The sequence below is a fragment of the Duganella sp. GW822-FHT06D06 genome (assembly GCF_058799615.1).
Window position 1 is genome coordinate 48,321 of the sequence record NZ_JBXALQ010000006.1, and the last position, 23,065, is coordinate 71,385.

The following is a 23,065-nucleotide window of genomic DNA, read 5'->3' on the forward strand; positions in this document are numbered from 1 at the left end:
CATGCGCACCATCGTTCATTTATCCGATCTGCATTTTGGCCGCGTCGACCAGGATCTGCTGCGGCCGCTGCAAGAGCTGGTCGCCAGCCTGACGCCGGACGTGGTGGTGGTGGCCGGCGATCTGACGCAGCGCGCCCGGACCGAGGAGTTCAAGGCGGCGCGGGCCTTCCTGGATACCTTGCCGGGGCCGCAGATCGTGGTGCCGGGCAATCACGACATCCCCTTGTACAACGTCGCCAGCCGCTTCCTGACGCCGCTGCGCAAGTACACCCGCTACGTCACGCTGGACCTGACGCCGGAATATGTGGATGAAGAGATCGCCGTACTGGGCATCAACACCGCGCGCTCGCTGACCTTCAAGGACGGTCGCATCAATCGCGAACAGATCGAGCAGATCCGCCGCCGCATGGGCGCGGTGGATCCGCGCCTGACGCGCATCATCGTCACCCACCACCCCTTCGATATGCCGGAGGCGCTCGACGAGAACGACCTGGTCAACCGCGCGCCGCTGGCGATGCGGGCGTTCGCCGAGTGCGGCGTCGATTTGCTGCTGGCCGGACATCTGCACGTCAGCCATGCGCACAACACGGCGCAGCGTTACGAGATCAGCGGCTACGCGGCCTTGATGGTGCAGGCGGGAACGGCGACCTCCACCCGCGGGCGGGGCGAAACGAATTCGTTCAACGTCATCCGCGTCGAGCACGACAAAGTGGAAGTGCAACGCCACAGCTGGGTGGAAGGCACCGGCGCCTTCGAACTGGCGCACACCGAGCGCTTCCAGCGCAGCTGCGGCGTCTGGACCCTCACCGCCGAAGCCTAAACCCGGTGGGGTCAAGTCTGACATTCGGACACGAGCTCAACCGTAATGCGTTATTACGGTTGAGCTCGTGTCCGAATGTCAGACTTGACCCCAGTGGTTAGAGCCAATAGTTCATGAAGCGGGCGGCGAATTCGCGCAGGCGGTCGGCCCAGGGGCGCCGGCGCCAGGCTTCCTGGGTGATCTGCACGGAGTCGCGCAGGTCTTCCTGGAAGGCGCGTTCCATCTCGCCGCCGAAGACGTCGCCCATAATGACCACGTTGAGCTCGCTGTTGTGCAGGAAGCTGCGGGTGTCGATGTTGGTCGAACCGACGGTCGACCAGTTGCCGTCGATGACGGCGGTCTTGGCGTGCAACACCGCCAGCTTCAGCTGGTGGATCTGGACGCCGCTGCCCAGCAGGTCGTCGTAGAAGGCGTGGCCGGCGTAGAACACCAGCCCGCTATCGGAGACGCCGGGCAGCACGATCTTGACGTCCACCCCGCGCCGCGCGGCCGCCATCAGCGCCTCCACCGTCTGCCGGTCCGGCACGAAGTAGGCCGAGGTGATGTGGATGCTCTGCTTCGCTTGCTGGATCGCCAGGTTGTAGGCCTTGTAGATCTCGAACTTGCCGCCGGGCTCGCTGCCCAGCACGCGCACCACCTTGTCGCCGGCGATCACCGGCCGCGGGAAGTAGTCGGCCTCGCTCAGGTCGTCCTTGTCCTGCGTCGCCCACTGGCGCACGAACAGCCACTGGAAGGCCTGCACCGCCGGCCCTTCGACCTTGATGTGGGTGTCGCGCCAGCCCACCTGCGACTTGTCGGTCGGCCTGGCGGCGGAGCGGAACAGCGAGCTCTTGGCATAGGTCGCGCTGATGTTGATGCCGCCGGTGAAGGCGATCTTGCCGTCGACGATCAGCACCTTGCGGTGGTCGCGGTTGTTGAGCTTCCAGCTTTCGCCGCTCAGCTTGGCGGGATTGACCGGATTGAATTCGATCAGGTGGATGCCGGCTTCGCGCATGCGCTTGAAGAACTCGGCCGGCACGCCCAGGGTGCCGACGCTGTCGTACAGGATGTTGACGACCACGCCTTGCCGCTGTTTTTCAATCAGCGCGTCGGCGAACTTCCGCCCCAGCTCGTCCTGGTCGAAGATATAGGTTTCCAGGTTGATGTTGTTGCGCGCGCCGTTGATGGCCTTGAGCATCTCGGCCATGGTCTGCGGACCGTCGAACAGCAAGGTGGTCTTGTTGCCGGCGATCAGGGGCACGCCGGTGGCGGCTTCCTCCAGCGCGGCTTGCGCCTGCATGTCCAGCGAGCCCTTCGGCCAGCGCTTGGCCAGCAAGGCCTTGCCGCGCTCGGCGCTCAGGTCGCCGTTGACGCCCGTGACGCTGGGCGCGGCGGCCGGATCGAGCCGGCCGCTCATCGCCGACACGTTGGGCAGCGACGCGCATGCGCCCAGCAAGCCCCAGCACATCAGGCAGAGGGGAAGCCAGCAACGCACGCGCGCGGTTTTCATTTGAGGGTCTTTTCAGGAGTGAGCGATTCATCGGGCGGCGCCAACTGCGCCGCTTCTTCCGCCGCCGAGCCGAACAGGAACGACACCGGCCCCTGGCGGAAACGCCGGCCCAGCGCCTTCACCAGCAGCCAGCCGTGCTTGAAGCGCACCTGGCGCGAACGCAGCGCCACCCACAACGCCAATCCGAAGCTGACCAGCAGGTTGACCGAGCCGATCGCCAGGAAGCCCGCGACCGAGGTCAACACTAGTTCCCAGGTGACATGGTAGTCCAGTCCGACCATCGCTGTCGCAAAGTTGGCGGACGAGAAGGTGACGTGGCGGATGTCCAGCGGCATGCCCAGCAGGAAGCCCAGCAGCGGCATCACGCCGAGCAGGATGCCGAAGAAGAAATTCCCCATCAGCCCGCCCAGGTTGTTCTCCATGTAGACGCCCAAACGGTCCAGGCGTTCCTGGCCCAGCAGCCAGCGCAGGCCGCGCAGCTGCGCGATGCGCTGCGCCCAGCGGGTGTACAGCGCCTTGTTGTCGTAGTAGCCCGAGATCAGGCCGGCCACGAACAGGCAGACGCCGGCGATGGCCGCATACACCAGCGTCGGTCCGTGGATCGGATCGATGTCGTGCAGCAGGTGCATGGCCTTCTCCGGCGACACCAGATGGTGGCCGGTGATCAGCGGCCAGGCCATGGCGATCAGCCAGGCGGTCGGGATGGCGGTGGCCAGGTTGCCCAGCACCGCCATGTTCTGCGTGCGGATCACCTTGTTGCACAGCTCGGCCATGCTGTCGATGTCGATGTTGCGGCCGTCCCTGCTGTGCAGGCCGGCGGCGATGCGCGAGGCCGTCATCGCCGGCTGCTTGGTGGCCACCGTGAAATGCAGCAGGTGGATGAACATGAAGCCCAGCGAATAGTTCATGCTGAACAGGAAGGCTTCCACCAGCGGCGCGGCGCGCAGGTAGGACATCAGGATCTTGAACAGCGCCATGAAGCCGATCACCAGGCCGGCGCCGGCCGAGGACACGAACATGCTGCCCAGTTCCTTGCGGCTGTCGGCCACATAGTGCTCGCCGGTGTGGCTGGCGTTTTCGGTGACGTTGCGCGCCAACAGGTCGATGTTGTCGCGCATCAGGTCGCGCACCATGTACTTGTTGTTGTGGGCTTCGATCAGCTCCAGCGCCATGCCGACGGCGGCGCCGCGGCGCGGGCTGGGCGGGCCTTCCTGCTGGTGCGGCGCGTGGGGCGCGGCCAGCAGCTTGAGGTCGGCCGGCGGCGTCACCGGCAGCGCGCCGCCGACGTCGACCAGGAACAGCAGCTTGCGCAGCCGGTCTATGCTTTGCGTCAAGGTCACCAGCAGGTAGGTCAGGGCGATGCTGGTGCCCTGGCTCAGCGCCTTCTTGCGGATCTTGGCGATCACCACGTCGCACTGGTCCAGCATCACCAGCAGGTGGCGGGCGTCTTCCAGCGGCACGTCGTCGCCGGCCAGCATGCGCTGGTAGCTGTCGAGATAGGCGTTGACCTCGTAGTTCTGCACCATGAAGGGCGACTCGTAGGCCTCGATCTCGGTATGGAAATTGGTCAGCTTGGGTTCCAGGCCGATCGCGCTGACGCGGTAAGACAGCGTGCGTATCGATTCGAGCAGGCCGGGCAGCATCAGGTTGGGGCCGGCGTCCGCCGCGTCATGCAGGCCGACCACGTCCACCAGGGCCAGCCAGTCGGCGGCCGGCACGGCGGCGATCCAGAGGTGGTCGGTGCGTTGGTAGACCACCTGGTCGAGCGCGTCGCTCAGGTAGATCTGGCCCAGCGCGGGCGGCAGGATGCGGTAGGCGATGCGGCGCTTGAGCTCGCTGAAGAAGCCGTCGTTCGACAGCACGCCGATCTCGGTGTACAGGCTGGCGTGGCGGCGGCTGGCCAGCAGCGTGCACGCGTAGCGGCGCAGGGCCAGCGCGTGCGCCGGATTGCCTTTCAACAGTTGGCACAGGGTGCGCACATTGGCGGTGGCGCGGGCGCCGTCGCTGGCGCGTTGGGGACGCAGGGTATTGAACAGCTCGACCATCAGGCCGATGTCGCTGCTGTCTGCGTCGATGCGTTCGAGGATCTCTAGCATGCGTAAGGCGGGCGGACCGCGTAGGGACAAAACCGCAGTATAGACGTATAAGTCTGGCAAGTATGTACGTTGGCGAACATTGGTTGTTCGCCAGGAAACCCAGCTAGCTGCAAAGCAAGATCTTGCGGGCCTGCTGGCGCAATTCGGCGCGGAAGTCGGGATGGGCGATGCCGATCAGCGCCTCGGCCCGCTGGTGGGCGGACTTGCCGCGCAACTGGGCCACGCCGTATTCGGTGACCACGTAGTTGACGTCGTTCTTGCCGGTGGTGACATGGGTGCCCGGCGTCAGCGTCGGCACGATGCGCGAGATCGTGCCCTCCCTGGCGGTCGACGGCAGCACGATGAAGGCCTTGCCGCCGCGCGAGCGGTTGGCGGCGCGCACGAAGTCGACCTGGCCGCCGGTGCCGGAATAGGGCAGGTGGGCCAGGCTCTCGGAGCCGCACTGGCCCAGCAGGTCGACCTGCAGGCTGGCGTTGATCGCCACCAGCTGGTTGTTCTGGCCGGCCAGGTAGGGATCGTTGGTGTAGCTGACCGGGTGTATTTCCAGCATCGGGTTGTGGTGCATGAAGTCGTACAGCTTGCGCGAGCCGAGCGCGAAGGTGGCCACCATGCGGCCCGGCAGCCAGGTCTTGCGGCTGTTGTTGACGGCGCCGGATTCGACCAGTTTCAAGATGCCGTCGCCGATCATCTCGGTGTGGACGCCCAGGTCGTGCTTGGCGGTCAGCTGCATCACCACCGCGTCGGGGATGCCGCCGTAGCCGATCTGCAGCGTCGAGCCGTCCTCGATCATCGCCGCCACGTGGCGGCCGATGGCTTCCTGCACCGGGCCGATCTTGGGCAGGCCGACTTCGATCACCGGCTCGCTGCTCTCCACCAGCGCCGTCACCTGCGAGATGTGGACGTGGCACTGGCCGTGCGCGTAGGGCACGTTGGGATTGACCTCCAGCACGATCGCGCGCGCCTCGTGGATGGCGGCCATGGTGTAGTCGGCGCCCAGGCTGAGCGCGAAATTGCCGTGCTCGTCCATCGGTGAGGCCAGCGAGAACACCACGTCGGCCGCCAGCTGCCCACGCTCGATCAGCGCCGGCAGCTCGGAAAAATAGGCCGGAACGAAATCCACCCAGCCCGCCTGGCCGGCCGCGCGCGAGGCGCCGCCGAAGAACAGCGCGAGGTGGCGCACGTGCTGGACGGTGTCGCAATCGAAGTAGGCGTATTTGCGCATCGCCAGGATTTGCGCCACCTTGACGTCGTGGAAGCGGGTGCGCTGCGCGGACAGCGCGTGCAGCAGCGCGGGCGGCTCGCCGGCGCCGCAGGGCACGATGATGGTGTCGCCGTCGCGCAGCAGGTCCAGTGCTTCGCCTGGGGTGCAACGCTTGCCGTCATACAGGGCCTGCATAGTGACCGCCTTTCGCATGGTGAAATGTCACTATAAACCAAGTAGCTGCAAAATATGTCGGAAACGTGGTCCTGCGCACAGAGGTGTTGCGCCCGCTGTCCTAGGATGAGGTCATGAAACCTAACCTCTACCTGCTGGCCTTGATCTATCCGCTGTCGGCGGTGGCGCAAACGGCGTCGCCGCCGCAGGTGTACGGCCTGCTCGACGCCGGCGTGGTGGCGGAACGGGGCTGCGGCGGCGATTGCGCGCGCACCCGGCTCGACAGCGGGATCGCGTCCGGCTCGCGGCTGGGCGTGCGCGGGCGCGAGGAGCTGGGCGGCGGCACGGCGGCGGTCTACACGCTGGAGGCGGGCATCCTCAACGATACCGGCGGTTCCGACCAGAATGGCAGGCTGTTCGGCCGCCAGGCCTATGTCGGGCTGGACGGGCCGCTGGGCATGGTCACGCTGGGCCGGCAGTACAACCTGCTGTACGAGACGCTGACCGACGTCGCCGATCCCTTCCACGGCGGCATGGCGGGCAGCGCGGCCAACCTGGTCGGCAGCACCATCCAGCGCTACGACAACACGATCAAATACCAGTCGCCGCGCAGCCGCGGCGGCTGGACCGGCGCGGCCATCTACAGCTTCGGCGAATCGCCCTACAACAGCAGGGTCAACCGCGCATACGGCGCCACCATCGGCTACGCCAACGGCGCCGCCACGCTGCGCATCACCCACCAGCGCAAGAACAACCTGCTCGACGCCAGCGGCACCACGCCGGCGGTCGACCAGTCGGCCAGCAACACGCTGGTGGCGGCCAACATCGATTTCGGCCGCTTCGTCGCCTATGCCGCGTACGGCCACAGCCGGGGCGACGGCAGCGCGCCGTGGGACATGACCAACCCCTACGGCGCGGTGGTGCAGAGCATGCCGTCCAACAATAGCCGCGATGTGCTGGTCGGCATCGCCGTGCCGATGGGCGCCACCACCTGGCTGGCGTCCTACATCCACAAGGACGACCGCAGCGGCGCCAACCGCGACGCCGACCAGTTCGCCGTCGGCGCCAGTTATGCGCTGTCGCGCCGCACCGACTTCTATGCCTCGTTCGCGCGCATCCAGAACCGCAACGGCGCCGGCTACACGGTCGGCAACGCCAGCGCGCCCGGCCGCGGCGACCGCGCCCTCACCGTCGGTCTGCGCCGCGCTTTCTGAACCGTGCTAAATTGCTTGTTTTAGCTATCATCGGGAACAAGCATGTATCTGACTTACTTCAACGGCGGCTGGTCCGAAGGCAATACCCCTTTGTTTGGCGCGATGGATCACAGCGTATGGCTGGGCTCGTCCGTGTTCGACGGCGCGCGCTCGATACGCGGCCACATGCCGGACCTGCGCCTGCACCTGCAACGCGTGATCACCTCGTCGGAACGGGTCGGCCTGGTGTGCCCGCTGAGCGTCGATGAAATGGAACAGCTGGTGCGGGAAGGCGTGGCCAAGTTCCCGGCCGAAGCCGAGCTGTATGTGCGGCCGCTGGTGTTCGGCACCGAGGGCCTGCTGGTGCCGCTGCCGGACAAGAGCGCCTTCGCGCTGACCCTGTTCGATGCGCCGATGCCGCCGTTCACCGGCTTCTCGGCCTGCCTGACGGCGCTGCGCCGTCCCGATCCATCGATGGCGCCGACCGACGCCAAGGCTTCGGCGCTGTACGCCAACACCAGCAAGGCGATCCGCGAAGCGCAGCAGCGCGGCTTTGACAACGCGGTGGTGTGCGACAACGCCGGCAACGTGGCCGAGTTCGCATCGGCCAATCTGTTCCTGGTCACGCCCGAAGGCAAGGTGGTGACGCCGGTGGCCAACGGCACCTTCTTGTCCGGCATCACCCGCGCGCGCGTGATCGCCCTGCTGGCGCAAGAGGGCGTCGCCGTCGAGGAACGCTCGGTGCGTCCCGAAGAGCTGGAGACGGCCGTCGAGATCTTCAACACCGGCAACTACGGCAAGGTCACGCCGTGCATCCGCTATGAGGCGCGCAGCCTGCCGGTGGGCCCGATCGCCACGCTGGCCTTCCAGCGCTACATGGCGTTCTCCGACCGCGAGTAATCAGTTCGACCGGGCCGGACAGGTGGCGCCCAGCCAGCGTCCGGTCGACTCCACCTGCACGTTCTGCTGCCGGCCGCTGGCCTCGCTGTGGATGTTCATGTTCATCAGATAGCCGCTGTCGCCGTGGTAGCGCAGTGTGCCGGTGCCGGTGGAGACCGGGTCGGTGCAGCTGAACGAGAGGTTCAGGCCGCCCGCCACCGGGTCGCTCTTCGAGCTGCACTTGCCCTTCTGATTCATCGGCAATTCTCTTTTCGCCGCCATCTCGGGCGTGACGCAGGCGGTGATGACCATGGCGCCGTCGCCGCCGGCCGTGGGCATGGAGGCGCCGTTCTGCTTCATCATCGCCTCGATCTGCGCGCGCTGCGCGGGTGGCATGGTGGCCAGCTGCTGGAGCGCCATGCTCATGGCCTGGTCGGTTTGCGCGCTGCCGGTCTTGACCTTGTTGCTCAGCTCCCACAAGCCGGGCTTGATGCTCTGGGCCGACGCCTGCGCGGCGGCCAGCATGGCCAGGGAAATTATCAGTCGTTTCATGTGCTCTCCTGAAAATGAAAAACGGCGCGCCACCGTTGGTGGAGCGCCGCTTCCAAGACTTGCCGAGGTGGCGCTACACGCCGCGTCCGCTAATCAGGCGCAGCAGCACCATGATGATAGCAATGACCAGCAGGATGTGGATAAAACCGCCTATGGTGTAGGAAGTGACCAGGCCAAGCAGCCACAGGATAAGCAAAACGACAGCGATGGTATAGAGCATGATTCTCTCCTCAGGTTGTTATGTGACGTCCATATTGGTCATCGATTGCGATCTCGAACCTGCAACCCTGTTGCCATGTTCGTATCTTGTAGCCATTATCTGCAATGCCGGATCGGCCCTCTGTACGGTATCGTACTTAAGGCCACGTCAAAAAATAACTTGACCGTTTTGGCTGTCCCGAAGCGGCGCGCTGCGGCGTTGCCAGCCGCTTGCAGTGCTCGCACTGCGGCGCGACTGGCGCCTTGCATCGCAACCGCTTAGGTCCGCCAAGACGTCCAATTTATTTTTCAACGTGTCCTAAGCTGAACGCAACTGGCCGTTGACGATCTTGACCTGGTCGCCCGAGCGCCATTGCGGCTGCGCCGACTGGTGCAGCACGCGCTTCTTGCCATTGTCCATGCGCACCACGATCTCCCAGCTGTGCGTGGTTTTCATATTGCCTTCGACCTGGTTGCCGGCCACTGCGCCGCCGACCGCGCCGGCCACGGTGGCCAGTTGGCGGCCGTGGCCGCTGCCGACCTGGTTGCCCAGCAGGCCGCCCAGGATGGCGCCGCCGGCCGCGCCCACGCCGCTACCCTGGCCGCGGTGTTCGATCGAACGCACCGACTCCACCACGCCGCAGCTGTTGCAGACGGCCGGCGCCGGTTGCGCGACCTGTTGCTGTGGCTGCGCCGGATATTGGCCCTGGGCCGGTGCGGCGTGGTTGGCTTGGCCGGCCGCTGACGATGGCTGCGACGGCAGCGGCTGTTCCGCCGGCGGCAGCGACGACAGCTGGCCCGGCATCGGCGCCGCGCCGGGCACGGTGGCGCTGGAAGTCGGCAGCCAGCCCATGATGGCGGCGCTGCCGACGCCGCAGAACAGCACCACCGCGACGGCGGCGATGACCATGATAGGGTGGAGCGAAGGCTTGTTGCTTGGGGTGTCCATGAGGTATGTCCTGTTATTGGTTGGAGTAATGCATTGCAGAGCAGATTTTCCCTTAAGCCTAGTCCTGCTTCCGTGCGTCACCGTACATACACGGCAAATCGCAGCCATTACGCTGCTTCCATGCATACCCATCCCTCCATTTTTTCCGACGACGACAGGGCGCAGACCAGGCCGGTGCTGAACCGCTTGTTGTCCGGCCTGCCGGACGACGATCGCGCCAGGCTGTTGGCGTTGTGCGACACGGTCCGGCTGGAAGCGGGCCAGGTGCTGTATGAGCCGGGCCAGACCGTCGACCATATTTACTTTCCGGTTGGCTGCCTGATCTCGCTGCTGGCGGTGGCCGAAGGCCGCATGACGCTGGAGGTGGGCTCGGTGGGGCAGGAGGGCATGATAGGCGCGTCGGTGGCGCTGGGCCACGGACAAGCGCTGGTGCGCGCCGTGGTGCAACGTGCCGGCCGCGCCAGCCGCATCGACGCGGCCGCCTTCCGCGCCGAGTTCAAGCGCACCGCCTCGCTGCAACGGCTGCTGTACCGCTACACCGACACCTTGCTGGCGCAGGCGATCCAGATCGCCGTGTGCAGCCGCTTCCACGTGCTGGAGGCGCGCCTGGCGCGTTCGCTGCTGATCACGCGCGACCGGCTGCAATCGGAGAAATTCCACCTGACCCACGAGTTCCTGGCGCATGCGCTGGGCGTGCGCCGCGTGGGCGTGACCAAGGCCGCCAGCGCGCTGCAGAACAAGAAGCTGATCAGCTACAGCCGGGGCAATATCGAGATCCTCGATTCGGCCGGGCTGGAAGCGGCGTCCTGCCGCTGCTACGAGCTGGTCAAGGACGACGGCGCCATCGGCATGGCCAACATCTTTCTGTGATGCGGAAAGACTATGGGGGTCAAGTCTGACATTCGGACACGAGCTCTGCCGTAGCATTTGCTACGGCAGAGCTCGTGTCCGAATGTCAGACTTGACCCCCGCGGAAGATTAACGCGGTGGCTTGCTGACCTGGTTGCCGATCACGCCGCCGACGGCTGCGCCGCCCACGGTGCCGACCGGGCTGCCGCCGGTCAGGACCGAGCCGGCGACCGCGCCGACGCCGGCGCCGATGGCGGTGTTCTTGTCCTGGTTGGACATGCCTGCGCATGCGCTCAGGCCCAAGGTGGCCGCCACGATGGCGACGGTCGATACCAGCTGTTTAATATTGTTCATGATTTTCTCCTTGCTACTGATTGAGGCGCGGCGGGGATTGCCCACACCAATGAATCAAGAGTACGCAAGAATTCGCATCGACTCCGTTCGGCAGCGCACATAGAAACGCGGCCAAGCTTAACGCCGCAGCGGCGCCTTGGGCGCCAGCGTCTTGCCCGGCGGCGGCGCCACCGGCTTGCCCCCTTGCTGCGCCAGCAGGGTGGCGCAGCCGGTGGTTTCGCCGGGACCGGCGTTGATCAGCGGCAGGATGGCCGCCACCGGCGCGACGACCGCCAGCGCCAGCGCGCCGCCGGCGCGCAAGGCCAGCACGCCCTTGTCGATGCTGATGTCCGGATCCTTGAAGGTGCCGCGCACGTAGATCGGCGCACGCAACGAAATGATGCGCACGCCCTTGGCGTCGGGCCGCATGGTCAGGTCCAGCTTCTCGTTGCCCAGGTTGACGGTGCCGGCGATGTCGATCTTGGCGTCCGAGGTGTCGACCACGAACAGGCGCGACCGCATCAGGCCGTTGGTCACGCCGAAGTCGGTCACCATGCAGTTGAGCTTGACCTGCTTGTCGCCGATCACCTTGGTCAGCACCACGTTGCCGATGTTCAGGCCCATCTCTTCCAGCAGCAGCTTGCTGACGCTGCCTTCGTTGATCACGCCTTTGAGCTCGCCGTTCGACGTCGCCAGCAGGCCGGCCACCGAATTGCCGGTGGCCGACAGCGAGATGTCGGCGTTGACCTCGCCCACCGTGGCCTGCATTTCCTCGATGCGCGGGAACAGCTGGCGCAGCTTGAGGTGGCGCGCGCCGGCCTTCAGTTCGGCGCGGATGGCGTTGGGGTTGAGCTTGCCGCTGCCGTCGAGCAGCACGGTGGAGGTGAAGCGGCCGCCGGCGATGTCGAAGTTCATCGGCGTCAGCGACAGCACGCCGTCCTGCATGGCGATCATGGTGTCGAGGTTGGCGATCGGCAGGTCCTTGTCGCGCGTGATGCGCTGGGCCTTGTAGCTGACCTTGGCGTCCAGCGCCGTCCAGCGCTCGGTCTTGAACGGCTCCACCGGCAGCACGCGGTCGCCCGGCTGCAGCGGCGCCACGCCGCGCGCCTGCTTGCTGGCGTTGGAGTCGGCGCCGATCAGCGGGCCCAGGTCGGAAAACTGCAGCAGCTTCGATTGCACCGCGCCGGTCAGCAGCGGCCGCGCCAGCGTCTGGCCGGACTGATATTCGAACTTGCCGCCGATGTCGGAATGGCCGACGCGTCCGCTGAACTGGTCGTAGGTCCAGCGGCTGGCGTGGGCGCCCAGGCTGGCCGTCAGGTGGCCCTCGGTGGCGAAGGGCGGGGTTTCCGGCAGCAGCACGCCGGTCAGGCCGTACAGCCGCGCCATGCTGGGGCCGGATACCTTGAGCCGCATGTCGAGCGCGGCCAGCGCGGACGGCTTGGTCAGCGTGCCGACCACGGCGATGCTGGTGCCGCCGACGTTGAGGTCGGCCGCCAGCGGGTAGGGCGTCGATTGCTGCTGCAGCGACAGCACGGCGCCGGCCTTGCCGCCGCCGGAGATGTTCTGCTTGTTCCACTTGCCGCGCATCTTCCACGCCACGCCGTAGGTCGGATCGGCGTTCAGCGTGTCGATCTCGGCGACCGCGTCCACGTGGGTCATGGCGTCGACGTAATGCACCGTGCCCTTGGTGAACACCACGCGCTGCAAGTCCAGCTGCCACGGCGACGGCTTGTCGGCCGGCTTGAAGGTCCAGTTGTTGCGGCCGTCCTCGTGACGCTGCAACAGCACCACCGGATTGTCGAAGCGCAGCAGCGGGATCGCCAGCTTGTGCTCCAGCAGCGGCAGCAGGTCGACCGAGAAGGAGAACTGGCTGACGCTGGTCATTTCCATCTGCGCCGGCCAGCCGGCCGGGTTGCCGACGTGGACGTCGCGCGCCACCAGGTGCGGCAGCGGCAGGTAGTCGCGCCAGGTACGGTCGGCATCGCTGTGGCCCTGGCGCTCCCAGGTCAGCGACAGCTCGCCGCGGATCGCGAACGGGCGGTCGATGGCTTCGCTGACTTTGTCGTTCAGCCATGGGCGCGCGCGGTTCCAGTCGTAATTGACCAGGACGATGACGGCGATGGCGGGCACGGCGACCAGGACGCCGGCGACGGCAAGTGCGATGCGGGTGCGGCGACGGAGCTGGGACATGACTGGCCTGTTTTCTTATTGGAGTGACGCTATTTTACTAGCCCGCAGCTGGCGTGCTATGTGCGGCACCGTACTGAGGCTGCATCGGCAAGGGCATATAACGTCAACCTACCGAATGATTTTCAAGGAGAAGAATAATGACCGCCATTCAAAACCGTCTCACCCTGTTGTGCGCCGTGGCCGCCGTCCTGGGCCTGAGCGCTTGCGCCAGCAATAAAACCCCGGCCACTGCCGACGTCGCCGTGTCACGCGCCGCCGTCGCCAACGCCACCAGCGCCGGCGCCGCCGACCTGGCCCCGGCGGAAATGCAATCGGCCCGCGAGAAACTGATGCGCGCCAACCAGGCGCTGGCCGCCAAGGACTACAAGGCCGCGCAGGACCTGGCCAACCAGGCCTCGGCCGACGCCCAACTGGCGCAAAGCAAAGCCAGTTCGAGCAAAGCCAGCATGGCGGCGGACGAGCTGCAGCAAAGCATCCGCGCCCTGCGTGAAGAACTGAACCGCAGCAACGCCACCAGCCAACAATAAGGAGCCCCGCCATGAAATCCCTCTACCTCGTTCCATCCGTGTTCGCCATGTCCATCATGTTCGCCGCGTGCAGCACCACGCCGACCACCACCAGCCTGCTCGATCAAACCCGCGGCGACTTCATGGCCGCGCAAAGCACGCCTTCGATCGCCAGCAACGCGCCGCTGGAATTCAAGGCCGCGTCCGATGCGCTGGACCGCGCCAATGCCGCCGCCGCGAAGAAGGAAAGCCTGGACGAGATCGACAAGCTGGCCTACCTCGCCAAGCAGAAGATCGCCACCGCGCGTGAAGTCGCCAAACAGAAACAGGCCGAGAACGAGATGGCCAACGCCGGCCGCCAGCGCGACGAGGTCCGCCTCGAAGCCCGCACCGCCGAAGCCAACCAGGCCAAGTCGCAAGCCAACCTGGCCAAGGCTGACGCCGACGCCGCCCGCGCCCAGGCCGACGCCGCCGCCAACAGCGCCCGCGACGAAGCGGCCAAGAACGCCGCGCTGCAACAGCAACTGGCCGACCTGAAAGCCAAGCAAACCGAACGCGGCCTGGTCATCACGCTGAGCGACGTGCTGTTCAACGTCGACCGCGCCGAGCTGAGCGCGGAAGGCATGCGCACCGCGCAGAAGATGGCCGACGTGCTGCTGCAGGAACCGCAAAGCGTGGTGCTGATCGAGGGCTTTACCGACAGCACCGGCAGCGCCGCGCATAACCTGGAGCTGTCGCAGCGCCGCGCCGAAGCGGTGCGCAACGCGCTGATCGGCCTGGGCGTCAAGAGCGACAAGATCGCCACCCGCGGCTATGGCGAAGCCTTCCCGGTCGCCAGCAACAGCGATGCCGGCAGCCGCCAGCTGAACCGCCGCGTCGAGATCGTGCTGTCGCAAAACGGCGCGCCGATCGCCACCCGTCATTAATTTTTTAAGGAATGCATATCATGGCTGAATCCACCCCCAGCGGCATCGACAAGGAAGCCATCCGCGCGGCCGCGCGCAACCTGCAGGATGGTCCGGTCACGGCCGGCTACCAGGGCGACCGCGCGGCCGTCCTCAAGATGCTCAACGACGCGCTGGCCACCGAGCTGGTCTGCATTCTGCGCTACAAGCGGCACTACTACACGGTCAGCGGCCGCGACAACGGTTCGGTCAAGGCCGAGTTCCTGCAGCACGCCATGGAAGAGCAGGAACACGCAGACTGGCTGGCTGAGCGTATCATCCAGTTGAATGGTCAGCCTGATTTCAATCCGGCAACATTGCTCGCACGTAGCCATGCCGAGTATGATGCATCTGACGATGTGCCATCGATGATCAAAGCCAACCTGATCGCCGAGCGTGTCGCCATTGAGTCGTACCGCCAGATGATCGAACAGATCGGCGCCACCGACCCGACCACGCGCCATTTGTTGATCAAGATCATGGCGGTGGAAGAGGAACACGCCGACGATATGCGCGATTTGCTGGGATAATGCTTTTTTTGCAGTTTGCTGTACAGTTTTCACTTCACACAACCATAACAGGAGCTCCATCATGCTGGAACAAAACATCAGTACCGTGAATAACGACGTGAAAACTCTGGTTAAGGATGCGCAAGCATTGTTCACCGCCGCCACCGCGCTGACCGGTGAAAAAGCCGAAGAACTGCGCGGCCGCGGCATGCGCGCGCTCGATACCGCGCTGGCCAAGGCCCACGAAGCCCAGCTCAGCGCGGTCGCCGCCAGCAAGGAAATGGCCAAGCAGGCGGATGTCTACGTCAAGGAAAACCCGTGGCGCTCGATCGCCGCCGCCGCCGGCGTCGGCCTGCTGATCGGTGTCATCATCGGCCGCAAGTAATCCATCGTGTCCGATGAGATGAACCGTCCGCCGGGCTTGATCGCGTCCTTGGGCAATATTGCCCGCAACAGCATCGGCCTGGTGCTGACCCGGCTGGAGCTGGCCGCGCTGGAACTGTCGCAGGTGCGCAATCACCTGCTGCAACTGGTGCTGGTGTTCGCGCTGGCCGTGGTGGCGGGTTGCTTCGCGCTGGCCTACGGCACGGTGACGATCGCCTACCTGGCCTGGGACGCGATCGGCTGGAAGATCCTGCCCATCATCACCGGCGTGTTCCTGCTGATCGCGATCGGCTTGATCCTGTACGCGCGCGGCCTGATACGCAGCGGCAAGCTGTCGATGCCGGCGACGATGGCGGAACTCAAGTCCGACCGCGACATGCTGTTGTAACCGGGAGAGCAGATGAGCAAACAAGCTGAACGCGCCGCCGTCGAGGCCGACATGCAGCGCCTGATCCGCGAAGGCGAGCTGTATCGCATCAAGGTGGTGCACGCCAAGGCGCTGGTCGGCAATGCCCTGCAGCCGGACGCCATGCTGCATGGCGCCGTCGAGCAGGCGATCGGCATGGCCCAGGCCCGCCTCGGCGGCCTGTTGCAGCCGGGCGGGCTGAGGAATGTCAACTTCAAGTCCTTGCTGCCGTATGCGCTGACGGTGGGCTCGTATATCGCCCGCAAGCGCCTGGTCAAGCCGGCTATGGGCGTGGCCCTGGCCGCCGGCCTCGGCATGGCGTGGCTGTTGCGGCGCAAACCCGAGCCGGAGCAGGAGTAGTCCCCAAACGCCGCAGCCGCGGCGTTTTTTATTGGAGTCACAGATGAGCAGTGCGAAACGCGAATTGAATCCCGAGCGCTTGCGCGTGGTCCTGGTGTTGCAGGGCGGCGGCGCGCTGGGGGCCTACCAGGCCGGGGTGTTCCAGGCGATGCACGAGCACGGCCTGGCGCCGGACTGGATCGTCGGCACCTCGATCGGCGCGATCAACGCCGCCATCCTGGCCGGCAATCCGCACGAGACCCGGCTGAGCCGCCTCAAGGAGTTCTGGGACGGCGTGGCCCACCGCGACAGCTACGACATGACGCGGGTGGCGGACCCGCAGCGGCGCTCCAACGTGTTGCTGCAAACCTGGGACACCGTGCTGCGCGGCGTGCCGGGCTTCTTCAAGCCACGCTTGATGAGCCTGTTCCCCATGGGGGCCGCGGTCGCGCCCGAGCAGGCCAGCTACTACGACACCAGCGAGCTGGGCGACACGCTCAAGCGCCTGATCGATTTCGACTACCTGAACGCGCCGGGCGGCATGCGGCTGACGGTCAACGCGCTCAAGGTCACCTGCGGCACCTTGCGCAGCTTCGACAACCGCGAGCAGACCTTGTGCGCCGACCATGTGCGCGCCAGCGGCGCCTTGCCGCCGGGCTTTCCGCCGGTGCGCATCGACGGCGACCTGTACTGGGACGGCGGCCTGTATTCCAACACCCCGCTGGAAACCGTGCTGGACGATAACGAGCATGTCGACACGCTGTGCTTCATGGTGGACTTGTGGAATGCCGACGGCCCGGAGCCGACCACGCTGGACGAGGTGCAGACGCGGCAGAAGGACGTGACCTTCGCCTCGCGCTCCGCGCGCCACTTGCAGGACTACGTCGCCAGGCACAAACTGAAGCAGAAGTTGCGCGCGCTGTACGCGGAGTTGCCGGAGCGGGCCGGGTCGGAGCAGGGCCGGCAGGATCTGGCCGGGCTGGGCGGCGACAGCACGCTGCACGTGGTGCGGCTGGCGTATGCGGGGCGCGACTGGAATATGGCGGCCAAGGATATCAACTTTTCCAAGGGTTCGATCGAATGGCGCTGGGAGCAGGGCTACCAGGATGCGCTGCGCGCCGTCACGGCGGCGGGCTGGTTGAGCTTTGTGGCGGACGACACGCCGCTGGTCGTGCACGAACTGCCGCCGTTGCGGCAGCCGGTGCACGAGCAGGCGGCGTAGGCCTTAGTGCGGGTGGTGCTGCGCGCGGATCTGCGCGGCGTTCGCCATGTCCTGCTGGTAGGTGGCGCGCGCCTCCTTCAGGCAGGCGCTGCGTTCGGCGGCCGGGCCTTGCTTGCAGGCGAGGTTGGCCTCGGCCAGCGCGGCGCCGATTTCCTTGCGCAGCGTGCGCAGCTGCGCGGCCGGGCTGGCGTCGTCCTGGTACCAGCGCGGCGGATCGCCCTTGGCGATCTCCGCCTTTTGCAACTGGACGTTCTGCGGCGGCGTGGTGTTGCTGCGCGCCTGGGCGGCGAAGGCGGCGCCCAGCAGCGCCGCGCCGATGATGAAGTGCTTGAAGTGAGCCATGATGTCCTCCAGTGACGTTACAGCCTGCCGGTCAGCAGCATGACCAGCAGGATCACCACCACCAGTCCGGTGATGCCGCTGGGCGCATAGCCCCAGCTGCGGCTGTGCGGCCAGGTCGGCAACGCGCCGATCAGTGCCAGGATCAGAATGATCAGAATGATGGTGCCCATAGAGTTCTCCTTGTTGAAAGCTTGACTGCCGGTGCGGCAAGATTAATAGCGATACACGCGGCCGTCGACCAGGCGCACGCGATTGCCGGCGCGCAGGTCGTAGACGCTGTCCTGGTTGACGATGCGGTAGTCGCCGTTGTCCATGCGCACGCTGATCTGGTATTGCTCGCGCGGCTGGTTGCGGTTTTCCTCTACCTTGTTGCCGACCACGGCGCCGCCGACTGCGCCGGCCACGGTGGCGGCGGTGCGGCCGCTGCCCGAGCCGACCTGGTTACCCAGCAGGGCGCCGACCAGGCCGCCCGCAACGGCGCCGGCGCCGCTGCTGCCGGATTTGGCCTGCACCACCTGGATCGATTCGATGGTGCCGTAGGAGGCGGTGTCCGCCGGGTTGCTGTAGCTGCCTGGTTGCTGCTGGCCGGTGCCGGCGCAGCCGCTCAGGACGGCGGTTGCTGCGATCAGCACGGCTGCTATGGTGGTCGAGTGTTTCATGTTGTCCTCCCGAAAATGTGTGATTCCAGAATAGACAGCGGTGCTGCCAGGGTCTGTGCGCTTCCGCACCCAGTTGGGCGATCTGCGGTCTGTGTACGGTACCGTACAGAGGTGGGCGGGGAAGGGGCGTAAAACCTCTACATCGGTTGCGGGACATCAAATTCCGCTGGCTGACAAACCACTGTTAATCACCCTCCAAGGAGAATGCTATGAAAATCGCACACAAAATCGCCACCGCCCTGTTCACCGTTTCGCTGCTGGCCACGGCCGGCTGCGCATCGACCTCGACCAAAGAAGGCACGGGCGAGTATGTCGACGATTCCGTCATCACCACCAAGGTCAAGGCCAGCATCTTCAACGAGCCTAGCCTGAAAACCACCGAAATCAATGTGGAAACCTTCAAGGGCACCGTGCAGCTGAGCGGCTTCGTCGCCCAGCCGGCCGATATCGCCAAGGCCGGCGAAGTGGCGCGTGGCGTCAAAGGCGTGACCGCCGTGAAGAACGACATCCGCGTCAAGTAAGTGTTACCTGCCGGCGCGGCAGGCCCATCCGGGTGTGCCGCGCCGGGAGTTTTTTGTGAGCCATCATGAGCCAGCTGCCTGCCGAACTTCCCCGCAACAACGCAGCGGCCGCCGATGGCGATCTGCCCCGCATTCCCCTGCACGTCAACGCCCGCGGCCTCGCGCTCGGCGTCATCGCCACCGTGGCGTTTGTCTATGCGCTGCAATGGTCGCGCAATTTCCTGGTGCCCTTATTACTCGGCATACTGTTCAGCTATATGCTCAGCCCCATCGTCTGCTGGCTGGAGCGCCGCCGCGTCCCGCGCGTGCTCGGCGCCACGCTGGTCACCGTCGCCATCCTGGGCGGCGCCTTCGTCGTGATCGACAAGGTGCAGGGCGAGTTCCAATCCATCGTCGAAGAGCTGCCCACCGTCAGCCATAAACTGTCGCGCCTGCTCACCGAGCGCATGCAGGGCGGCCCCAGCACCTTCCAGCGCATCCAGGCGGTGGCCACCGAATTGCAGCAGGCTACCGCCGGCGCGCAGGAGCGCCGCGCCGTGCGCAAGGCCGCGCCGTCGTCGGAGGGCGGCACGCTGCCGGTGATGGACTGGGTGTGGGCCGGCTCGATGGGCGTGATGGGCTTCCTCAGCCAGGCCACCATGGTGATCTTCCTGGTGTTCTTCCTGCTGCTGTCGGGCGACACCTTCAAGCGCAAGCTGGTCAAGCTGACCGGGCCGTCGCTGAGCAAGAAAAAAATTACCGTGCACATCCTGGAGGACATCAACTCGTCGATCCAGCAATACATGCTGATGCTGCTCGTCACCAACGGCCTGCTGGCCTTGCTGATGTGGGTGGCGCTGCGCTGGATCGGCCTGGAGAACGCCGGCGCCTGGGCCATCGTGGCCGGGCTGCTGCACCTGATGCCGTACTTCGGCCCCTTGCTGATCACGCTGGCCACCGGCGCGGTCGCCTTCATGCAATTCGAATCGCTGCAGATGAGCGTGCTGGTGATGGGCACTTCGCTGGCGGTCGCGACCTTGGTCGGCACCGTGGTGGCGACCTGGATGACGGGCCGCTTCGCCCGCATGAACGCGGCGGCGGTGTTCGTCAGCCTGCTGTTCTGGGGCTGGCTGTGGGGCGTGTACGGCCTGCTGCTGGGCGTGCCGCTGATCGTCATCGTCAAGGTGGTGGCCGAGCGTGTCGAAGGCATGGAAGTGGTGGCGGAATTGCTGGGCGAGTAGGCCGCTTCGGCGGCTGCATGATCGGCCTTGTTTCTATGCGCCGGTCGGCTAACATGAGCATTACCAACACCTTGAGGAGGGCGCCATGAGTCCAGAGCAAGACCGCCGCCAGCGACCGGGGACTTCGGAAACCGCAGGCTGGCACTCCCTTGAATTTATCGTGCGCCACGCGCTGGAAATGCAGCGCGACATCGGCACCGCCAACGCGGTGGAGTTTTTGCAGAGCATAGGCATCAGCCCGCAGGTGATCACCCGCGTGCTGGCGCCCGATGCGCAGGTGCGCGAGGCCGACCAGCTGGCGCTGGCCGAGTCGGTGCCGGTGGCCGAGCTGCCGGTCGCCACGCGGCGCGCCTATCTGCGGCGCACGCTGGTGTAATCTGTTGGATCTGTTGGGGTCAAGTCTGACATTCGGACACGAGCTCCACCGTAGGTAGGCCCTACGGTGGAGCTCGTGTCCGAATGTCAGACTTGACCCCAACCAGGTATTTCCCCAACGTGAACAGCGCGGCCGTGCCGGTCGCGCCTATCGTCACGTCGTGCCAGGACAGCCGGATGCGCGGCAGCATCTTGAAGATCACGCCGAACAGGGCGGCGATGACGACAAAGCCGAGGATGACATTGATGGCCGACAGCACCAGGCCGGCGTCGCGCCCCCTACGCGCCCCACAGGTTTTCCAGCAGGGTCAGCGCGGCGCTGACCACCAGCGACACCATCAGCAGGAAGGCCAGCACCAGCTGCAGCGCCTGCGGCCCGTAGAACCAGCCGGCGATGGCCAACACCAGCACCAGTATCGGCGCCATCGAGAACAGCGTGTAAAACGCCAACGCCGCGCCCCTGCTGCTGGCGCGGTGTTCCAACCATTGGGCGACTGTGCATCGCAGCACAGGGATTAAATTCGCTAAATTCGGCTACATCGGAAAAAAGCCCCGCTACCGGAGCGGGGCTGGTTCAGCTTACTGCACGCGACGTTCGATGGTGATCTGCTCGACTTCGACGCGACGGTTGGGTTCCAGGCACTTGATCAGGTCGGTGCGTTTCTGTTTCTTGTCGTCGCACTGCGCGACCGGATTGGATTCGCCCTTGCCCACGGCATTCAGGCGGTTGGCGGCGACGCCCTTGCTGACCAGGTAGTCCTTGACCGCGTTGGCGCGGCGCTCGGACAACTTGAGGTTGTACTTGTCGCTGCCGAGGCGGTCGGTGTAGCCGGAGATGACCACGTTGTCGATGCCGGAGTTGGCGTTCAGCACGTTGGCGATGTCGTCCAGCTTGGGTTGGCCGGCGGCCAGCTTGGCGCTGTCGAAGCCGAACAGCTCGGTCGCCGACATCGTCACTTTTTCAAAGCGTGCCGGCGGTGGCGGCGGCGCGATGACAGGCGCCGGTTGCGGCGCAGGCTCCATGGCGCGTGGCGGCGGTGGCGGCGGCGCCACCGGCGCAGGTTTTGGCGGCGCGTTGAAGGCGATGTTCAGGCCCACCGTTGCGTAGTAGTTGTTGCTCTTGCTGTTAGGGAACTCATTGCCGCGAATGAAGCCGTGCACGTTGCGGATGTCGGCCTGGATGGCGACCTGGTCGTTGATGTCGGCCTGGAAGCCCAGGCCGGCGCTCAGGTAGGGCGAAGTCTTGCTGCGCTGGCCGATAACGTTCAGGTTGGACTTGTCATGCTCGGCGCCGATACCGACCAGCAGGAAGGGACGGAAGGTCTTGCGGGAGAACATATACAGACCGTCCACGCCCAGCGTGTTCTGCTGGTAGCGCTGGCCGTTTTCACGGGAGCGGGCATAGGTGGTGCCGAGCTGCACATCCCAGTCCTGGTTGATGGCCTTGCCGAATTTGAGGCCGGCGCCGTAGCCGCGCTTGTCCACGCCGAAGTCCGAATCGGGCTTCATGGCGTTCAGGCTGGGCTGGATGTACCACGATGGATTGACGACCGCATCCTGGGCCAGGGCGGAAAACGACGCGCACAGCAGTGCGGCGGCGAGGGCGATTTTTTTAGCTTGGTTCACAGGTTTGCTCCCGATTTATTGATTGGATGTGTTTCATTGCCAGCAATGTTGAAGCACCGCTGTTGGACCGAAGATTAAGGATTTTGGTGCAGCTCTTCCGTGCGCTAGCGTACCTAAGATTGTGCTGTATCAAATTCGGCACAGTTCCCGAAACTTAGTTCCACACCCTTTGTCACACCTTAAGTGCCAAGGATGTTCCCTAATGTTCGTTGCCGCACAGACCAATGCGCTGCGAAAAGGCATTCTTGAGCCAGATGCAGAGAACGTAGCGAGATGCCCGCCGCCCGCCACGCCATCCGCTGCCACTAATCTCGGCAATTGTTATAAGGAGTGTTCCCATGCATGCAGTTAGACAACCTCAACATCTGGTCCAGAACGAGATGAAAGCCTCGCCGGAAATGCACGCCACCACAGCCAAGCTGATGCTGGTGGAACGTCCGGCCCCGGCGCCTCTGGACCGGAAGCCTGCGCTGTCGATGGCCTCTATCGAGCGGGTCCGCTCGACCTCGGCCACGCTGCGCCGCATCGAAAACATGCAAAAGCTGATCGGCGAATTGCAACTGCACGAAATGCTGGCCGATGAAATCGCCTGGTTCCTGAAGTTCTCGCCGTCCGGCGCCCGCAAATACATCCGCGACCTGCGCGAAGCCGGCGTGATCGAGCTGGCCCGCTATGTCGAAGGCACCGCCACCTACCTGGGCAAGGCGGTCTACCAGCTGACCCCCGACCCGGAGCGCGTCAGCGCCTTCCTGGCCGCCATCGTCCAGCCCAAGCGCGAAGGCGCGCCGCCGCGCAAGGAACGTCCCGGCCTGCGCGAACAGGCGATGGCCGGCAGCGGCCGCCACTTCCACATCCTGGCCGACGACACGCACTATGCGATCCGCGTCAACCGCGGCCCGGTGATGCGCGATCCGCTGGTGGCGGCGCTGTTCGGCTCGGCGCCGTCGATGCAGAAGGAAGAAACCGTCTGACCCTGCATGCGGCCGCAGGCTGCCGCACGCGCGTATGATGGAACGGCCGGGCATGCCCGGCTGTTTGCATATTGAAATGTCGACAAGGCCCCCCAACTAGCCTTGACTGGACCTCTCA

29 protein-coding genes are annotated in these 23,065 nt (G+C 65.4%); 15 read left to right on the top strand and 14 right to left on the bottom strand.

Annotated elements, in window-relative coordinates:
- The first annotated feature begins 1 nt into the window (after position 1).
- Positions 2-820, top strand: a complete 819-nt coding sequence (locus tag AC1RMD_RS12820) for a metallophosphoesterase family protein (RefSeq protein WP_492927004.1) — start codon at positions 2-4, stop codon at positions 818-820.
- A 97-nt stretch (positions 821-917) separates the two neighbouring features.
- Here the strand turns inward: AC1RMD_RS12820 and cls are convergent, their stop codons facing one another.
- The 3 genes from cls to AC1RMD_RS12835 all read right to left on the bottom strand — a co-directional run bounded on the left by cls (position 918) and on the right by AC1RMD_RS12835 (position 5,801).
- On the bottom strand, positions 918-2,309 hold the full coding sequence (gene cls / locus AC1RMD_RS12825) for a cardiolipin synthase (RefSeq protein WP_492927005.1): 1,392 nt from the start codon (positions 2,307-2,309) through the stop codon (positions 918-920).
- Complete coding sequence (locus AC1RMD_RS12830; protein WP_492927006.1) at positions 2,306-4,405, bottom strand: site-specific recombinase; 2,100 nt, start codon at positions 4,403-4,405, stop codon at positions 2,306-2,308. The genes cls and AC1RMD_RS12830 overlap by 4 nt, the downstream gene beginning before the upstream one ends.
- Before the next feature lie 103 nt (positions 4,406-4,508).
- A complete protein-coding gene (locus tag AC1RMD_RS12835; protein ID WP_492927007.1) occupies positions 4,509-5,801 on the bottom strand; it encodes an acetyl-CoA hydrolase/transferase family protein in 1,293 nt (430 codons plus the stop codon).
- A gap of 113 nt (positions 5,802-5,914) precedes the next feature.
- Here AC1RMD_RS12835 and AC1RMD_RS12840 point away from each other — a divergent pair, with 113 nt between their 5' ends.
- Entirely contained in the window at positions 5,915-6,994 is a 1,080-nt protein-coding gene (locus AC1RMD_RS12840; protein ID WP_492927008.1) for a porin, read from the top strand.
- A gap of 42 nt (positions 6,995-7,036) precedes the next feature.
- Positions 7,037-7,873 (top strand): branched-chain amino acid aminotransferase, encoded by an 837-nt coding sequence (locus tag AC1RMD_RS12845; RefSeq protein WP_492927009.1) that lies wholly within the window; start codon positions 7,037-7,039, stop codon positions 7,871-7,873.
- Here AC1RMD_RS12845 and AC1RMD_RS12850 read toward each other — a convergent pair whose 3' ends face one another.
- From AC1RMD_RS12850 to AC1RMD_RS12860, 3 genes are all read right to left on the bottom strand, one after another.
- On the bottom strand, positions 7,874-8,404 hold the full coding sequence (locus AC1RMD_RS12850; protein ID WP_492927010.1) for a DUF3617 domain-containing protein: 531 nt from the start codon (positions 8,402-8,404) through the stop codon (positions 7,874-7,876).
- A gap of 73 nt (positions 8,405-8,477) precedes the next feature.
- A complete protein-coding gene (locus AC1RMD_RS12855) occupies positions 8,478-8,624 on the bottom strand; it encodes a lmo0937 family membrane protein (protein WP_492927011.1) in 147 nt (48 codons plus the stop codon).
- Between the two features lie 297 nt (positions 8,625-8,921).
- The gene (locus AC1RMD_RS12860) at positions 8,922-9,551 is read right to left on the bottom strand and encodes a glycine zipper 2TM domain-containing protein (RefSeq protein WP_492927012.1); all 630 of its coding nucleotides are present in this window, start codon (positions 9,549-9,551) and stop codon (positions 8,922-8,924) included.
- A 120-nt stretch (positions 9,552-9,671) separates the two neighbouring features.
- Here AC1RMD_RS12860 and AC1RMD_RS12865 point away from each other — a divergent pair, with 120 nt between their 5' ends.
- Complete coding sequence (locus tag AC1RMD_RS12865; protein ID WP_492927013.1) at positions 9,672-10,421, top strand: Crp/Fnr family transcriptional regulator; 750 nt, start codon at positions 9,672-9,674, stop codon at positions 10,419-10,421.
- A 108-nt stretch (positions 10,422-10,529) separates the two neighbouring features.
- Here AC1RMD_RS12865 and AC1RMD_RS12870 read toward each other — a convergent pair whose 3' ends face one another.
- Both AC1RMD_RS12870 and AC1RMD_RS12875 read right to left on the bottom strand, forming a co-directional pair.
- Positions 10,530-10,754, bottom strand: a complete 225-nt coding sequence (locus AC1RMD_RS12870) for a YMGG-like glycine zipper-containing protein (RefSeq protein ID WP_492927014.1) — start codon at positions 10,752-10,754, stop codon at positions 10,530-10,532.
- A 117-nt stretch (positions 10,755-10,871) separates the two neighbouring features.
- On the bottom strand, positions 10,872-12,923 hold the full coding sequence (locus tag AC1RMD_RS12875; protein ID WP_492927015.1) for an AsmA family protein: 2,052 nt from the start codon (positions 12,921-12,923) through the stop codon (positions 10,872-10,874).
- A gap of 137 nt (positions 12,924-13,060) precedes the next feature.
- Between AC1RMD_RS12875 and AC1RMD_RS12880 the strand changes: the two genes are divergently transcribed.
- From AC1RMD_RS12880 to AC1RMD_RS12910, 7 genes are all read left to right on the top strand, one after another.
- Positions 13,061-13,450 carry a DUF4398 domain-containing protein gene (locus tag AC1RMD_RS12880; RefSeq protein WP_492927016.1) on the top strand — a complete coding sequence of 130 codons (390 nt, stop codon included), beginning with the start codon at positions 13,061-13,063 and terminating at the stop codon, positions 13,448-13,450.
- Between the two features lie 11 nt (positions 13,451-13,461).
- Positions 13,462-14,355, top strand: coding sequence for an OmpA family protein (locus AC1RMD_RS12885; protein WP_492927017.1), 894 nt, complete (start codon positions 13,462-13,464; stop codon positions 14,353-14,355).
- A gap of 20 nt (positions 14,356-14,375) precedes the next feature.
- Positions 14,376-14,903 (top strand): ferritin-like domain-containing protein, encoded by a 528-nt coding sequence (locus AC1RMD_RS12890; RefSeq protein ID WP_492927018.1) that lies wholly within the window; start codon positions 14,376-14,378, stop codon positions 14,901-14,903.
- Between the two features lie 61 nt (positions 14,904-14,964).
- Positions 14,965-15,267: a DUF883 family protein gene (locus AC1RMD_RS12895; RefSeq protein ID WP_020705833.1), complete on the top strand. Its 303-nt coding sequence runs from the start codon at positions 14,965-14,967 to the stop codon at positions 15,265-15,267.
- 18 nt (positions 15,268-15,285) lie between these two features.
- Complete coding sequence (locus AC1RMD_RS12900) at positions 15,286-15,654, top strand: phage holin family protein (protein ID WP_492927335.1); 369 nt, start codon at positions 15,286-15,288, stop codon at positions 15,652-15,654.
- Positions 15,655-15,666: 12 nt separating this feature from the next.
- Positions 15,667-16,032, top strand: coding sequence for a hypothetical protein (locus AC1RMD_RS12905; RefSeq protein WP_492927019.1), 366 nt, complete (start codon positions 15,667-15,669; stop codon positions 16,030-16,032).
- A gap of 43 nt (positions 16,033-16,075) precedes the next feature.
- Positions 16,076-17,233, top strand: coding sequence for a patatin-like phospholipase family protein (locus AC1RMD_RS12910; protein WP_492927020.1), 1,158 nt, complete (start codon positions 16,076-16,078; stop codon positions 17,231-17,233).
- Between the two features lie 3 nt (positions 17,234-17,236).
- Here the strand turns inward: AC1RMD_RS12910 and AC1RMD_RS12915 are convergent, their stop codons facing one another.
- Genes AC1RMD_RS12915 through AC1RMD_RS12925 form a run of 3 tightly spaced genes read right to left on the bottom strand, consistent with a single transcriptional unit; the run spans position 17,237 to position 18,234 of the window.
- Positions 17,237-17,575: a hypothetical protein gene (locus AC1RMD_RS12915; protein WP_492927021.1), complete on the bottom strand. Its 339-nt coding sequence runs from the start codon at positions 17,573-17,575 to the stop codon at positions 17,237-17,239.
- Positions 17,576-17,592: 17 nt separating this feature from the next.
- Positions 17,593-17,745 (bottom strand): DUF3309 family protein, encoded by a 153-nt coding sequence (locus AC1RMD_RS12920; RefSeq protein WP_492927022.1) that lies wholly within the window; start codon positions 17,743-17,745, stop codon positions 17,593-17,595.
- Positions 17,746-17,787: 42 nt separating this feature from the next.
- Complete coding sequence (locus tag AC1RMD_RS12925) at positions 17,788-18,234, bottom strand: outer membrane lipoprotein (RefSeq protein ID WP_492927023.1); 447 nt, start codon at positions 18,232-18,234, stop codon at positions 17,788-17,790.
- Between the two features lie 209 nt (positions 18,235-18,443).
- On the opposite strand from AC1RMD_RS12925, the gene AC1RMD_RS12930 reads away from it, so the two are divergent.
- From AC1RMD_RS12930 to AC1RMD_RS12940, 3 genes are all read left to right on the top strand, one after another.
- Positions 18,444-18,755: a BON domain-containing protein gene (locus AC1RMD_RS12930; protein WP_492927024.1), complete on the top strand. Its 312-nt coding sequence runs from the start codon at positions 18,444-18,446 to the stop codon at positions 18,753-18,755.
- Between the two features lie 65 nt (positions 18,756-18,820).
- Positions 18,821-19,975, top strand: coding sequence for an AI-2E family transporter (locus AC1RMD_RS12935; protein ID WP_492927025.1), 1,155 nt, complete (start codon positions 18,821-18,823; stop codon positions 19,973-19,975).
- 85 nt (positions 19,976-20,060) lie between these two features.
- Positions 20,061-20,351 (top strand): hypothetical protein, encoded by a 291-nt coding sequence (locus AC1RMD_RS12940; RefSeq protein WP_492927026.1) that lies wholly within the window; start codon positions 20,061-20,063, stop codon positions 20,349-20,351.
- A gap of 61 nt (positions 20,352-20,412) precedes the next feature.
- Here the strand turns inward: AC1RMD_RS12940 and AC1RMD_RS12945 are convergent, their stop codons facing one another.
- The 3 genes from AC1RMD_RS12945 to AC1RMD_RS12955 form a co-directional block, all read right to left on the bottom strand.
- A complete protein-coding gene (locus AC1RMD_RS12945) occupies positions 20,413-20,610 on the bottom strand; it encodes a hypothetical protein (RefSeq protein WP_492927027.1) in 198 nt (65 codons plus the stop codon).
- A gap of 19 nt (positions 20,611-20,629) precedes the next feature.
- Entirely contained in the window at positions 20,630-20,860 is a 231-nt protein-coding gene (locus AC1RMD_RS12950; protein WP_492927028.1) for a hypothetical protein, read from the bottom strand.
- A 69-nt stretch (positions 20,861-20,929) separates the two neighbouring features.
- On the bottom strand, positions 20,930-21,976 hold the full coding sequence (locus AC1RMD_RS12955; RefSeq protein WP_492927029.1) for an OmpA family protein: 1,047 nt from the start codon (positions 21,974-21,976) through the stop codon (positions 20,930-20,932).
- A gap of 380 nt (positions 21,977-22,356) precedes the next feature.
- Here AC1RMD_RS12955 and AC1RMD_RS12960 point away from each other — a divergent pair, with 380 nt between their 5' ends.
- On the top strand, positions 22,357-22,947 hold the full coding sequence (locus AC1RMD_RS12960) for a winged helix-turn-helix domain-containing protein (protein ID WP_445232481.1): 591 nt from the start codon (positions 22,357-22,359) through the stop codon (positions 22,945-22,947).
- Positions 22,948-23,065: the final 118 nt, after the last annotated feature.

What these genes read in the sequence shown, in the direction of transcription:
- AC1RMD_RS12960 (WP_445232481.1), top strand. Translation starts at nt 22,357, where the DNA reads ATGAAAGCCTCGCCGGAAATGCACGCCACCACAGCCAAGCTGATGCTG.
- AC1RMD_RS12855 (WP_492927011.1), bottom strand. Translation starts at nt 8,624, where the DNA reads ATGCTCTATACCATCGCTGTCGTTTTGCTTATCCTGTGGCTGCTTGGC.
- cls (WP_492927005.1), bottom strand. Translation starts at nt 2,309, where the DNA reads ATGAAAACCGCGCGCGTGCGTTGCTGGCTTCCCCTCTGCCTGATGTGC.
- AC1RMD_RS12850 (WP_492927010.1), bottom strand. Translation starts at nt 8,404, where the DNA reads ATGAAACGACTGATAATTTCCCTGGCCATGCTGGCCGCCGCGCAGGCG.
- AC1RMD_RS12885 (WP_492927017.1), top strand. Translation starts at nt 13,462, where the DNA reads ATGAAATCCCTCTACCTCGTTCCATCCGTGTTCGCCATGTCCATCATG.
- AC1RMD_RS12890 (WP_492927018.1), top strand. Translation starts at nt 14,376, where the DNA reads ATGGCTGAATCCACCCCCAGCGGCATCGACAAGGAAGCCATCCGCGCG.
- AC1RMD_RS12865 (WP_492927013.1), top strand. Translation starts at nt 9,672, where the DNA reads ATGCATACCCATCCCTCCATTTTTTCCGACGACGACAGGGCGCAGACC.
- AC1RMD_RS12870 (WP_492927014.1), bottom strand. Translation starts at nt 10,754, where the DNA reads ATGAACAATATTAAACAGCTGGTATCGACCGTCGCCATCGTGGCGGCC.
- AC1RMD_RS12875 (WP_492927015.1), bottom strand. Translation starts at nt 12,923, where the DNA reads ATGTCCCAGCTCCGTCGCCGCACCCGCATCGCACTTGCCGTCGCCGGC.
- AC1RMD_RS12915 (WP_492927021.1), bottom strand. Translation starts at nt 17,575, where the DNA reads ATGGCTCACTTCAAGCACTTCATCATCGGCGCGGCGCTGCTGGGCGCC.
- AC1RMD_RS12930 (WP_492927024.1), top strand. Translation starts at nt 18,444, where the DNA reads ATGAAAATCGCACACAAAATCGCCACCGCCCTGTTCACCGTTTCGCTG.
- AC1RMD_RS12900 (WP_492927335.1), top strand. Translation starts at nt 15,286, where the DNA reads ATGAACCGTCCGCCGGGCTTGATCGCGTCCTTGGGCAATATTGCCCGC.
- AC1RMD_RS12935 (WP_492927025.1), top strand. Translation starts at nt 18,821, where the DNA reads ATGAGCCAGCTGCCTGCCGAACTTCCCCGCAACAACGCAGCGGCCGCC.
- AC1RMD_RS12840 (WP_492927008.1), top strand. Translation starts at nt 5,915, where the DNA reads ATGAAACCTAACCTCTACCTGCTGGCCTTGATCTATCCGCTGTCGGCG.
- AC1RMD_RS12940 (WP_492927026.1), top strand. Translation starts at nt 20,061, where the DNA reads ATGAGTCCAGAGCAAGACCGCCGCCAGCGACCGGGGACTTCGGAAACC.
- AC1RMD_RS12845 (WP_492927009.1), top strand. Translation starts at nt 7,037, where the DNA reads ATGTATCTGACTTACTTCAACGGCGGCTGGTCCGAAGGCAATACCCCT.
- AC1RMD_RS12835 (WP_492927007.1), bottom strand. Translation starts at nt 5,801, where the DNA reads ATGCAGGCCCTGTATGACGGCAAGCGTTGCACCCCAGGCGAAGCACTG.
- AC1RMD_RS12910 (WP_492927020.1), top strand. Translation starts at nt 16,076, where the DNA reads ATGAGCAGTGCGAAACGCGAATTGAATCCCGAGCGCTTGCGCGTGGTC.
- AC1RMD_RS12830 (WP_492927006.1), bottom strand. Translation starts at nt 4,405, where the DNA reads ATGCTAGAGATCCTCGAACGCATCGACGCAGACAGCAGCGACATCGGC.
- AC1RMD_RS12895 (WP_020705833.1), top strand. Translation starts at nt 14,965, where the DNA reads ATGCTGGAACAAAACATCAGTACCGTGAATAACGACGTGAAAACTCTG.
- AC1RMD_RS12820 (WP_492927004.1), top strand. Translation starts at nt 2, where the DNA reads ATGCGCACCATCGTTCATTTATCCGATCTGCATTTTGGCCGCGTCGAC.
- AC1RMD_RS12905 (WP_492927019.1), top strand. Translation starts at nt 15,667, where the DNA reads ATGAGCAAACAAGCTGAACGCGCCGCCGTCGAGGCCGACATGCAGCGC.
- AC1RMD_RS12880 (WP_492927016.1), top strand. Translation starts at nt 13,061, where the DNA reads ATGACCGCCATTCAAAACCGTCTCACCCTGTTGTGCGCCGTGGCCGCC.
- AC1RMD_RS12860 (WP_492927012.1), bottom strand. Translation starts at nt 9,551, where the DNA reads ATGGACACCCCAAGCAACAAGCCTTCGCTCCACCCTATCATGGTCATC.
- AC1RMD_RS12920 (WP_492927022.1), bottom strand. Translation starts at nt 17,745, where the DNA reads ATGGGCACCATCATTCTGATCATTCTGATCCTGGCACTGATCGGCGCG.
- AC1RMD_RS12925 (WP_492927023.1), bottom strand. Translation starts at nt 18,234, where the DNA reads ATGAAACACTCGACCACCATAGCAGCCGTGCTGATCGCAGCAACCGCC.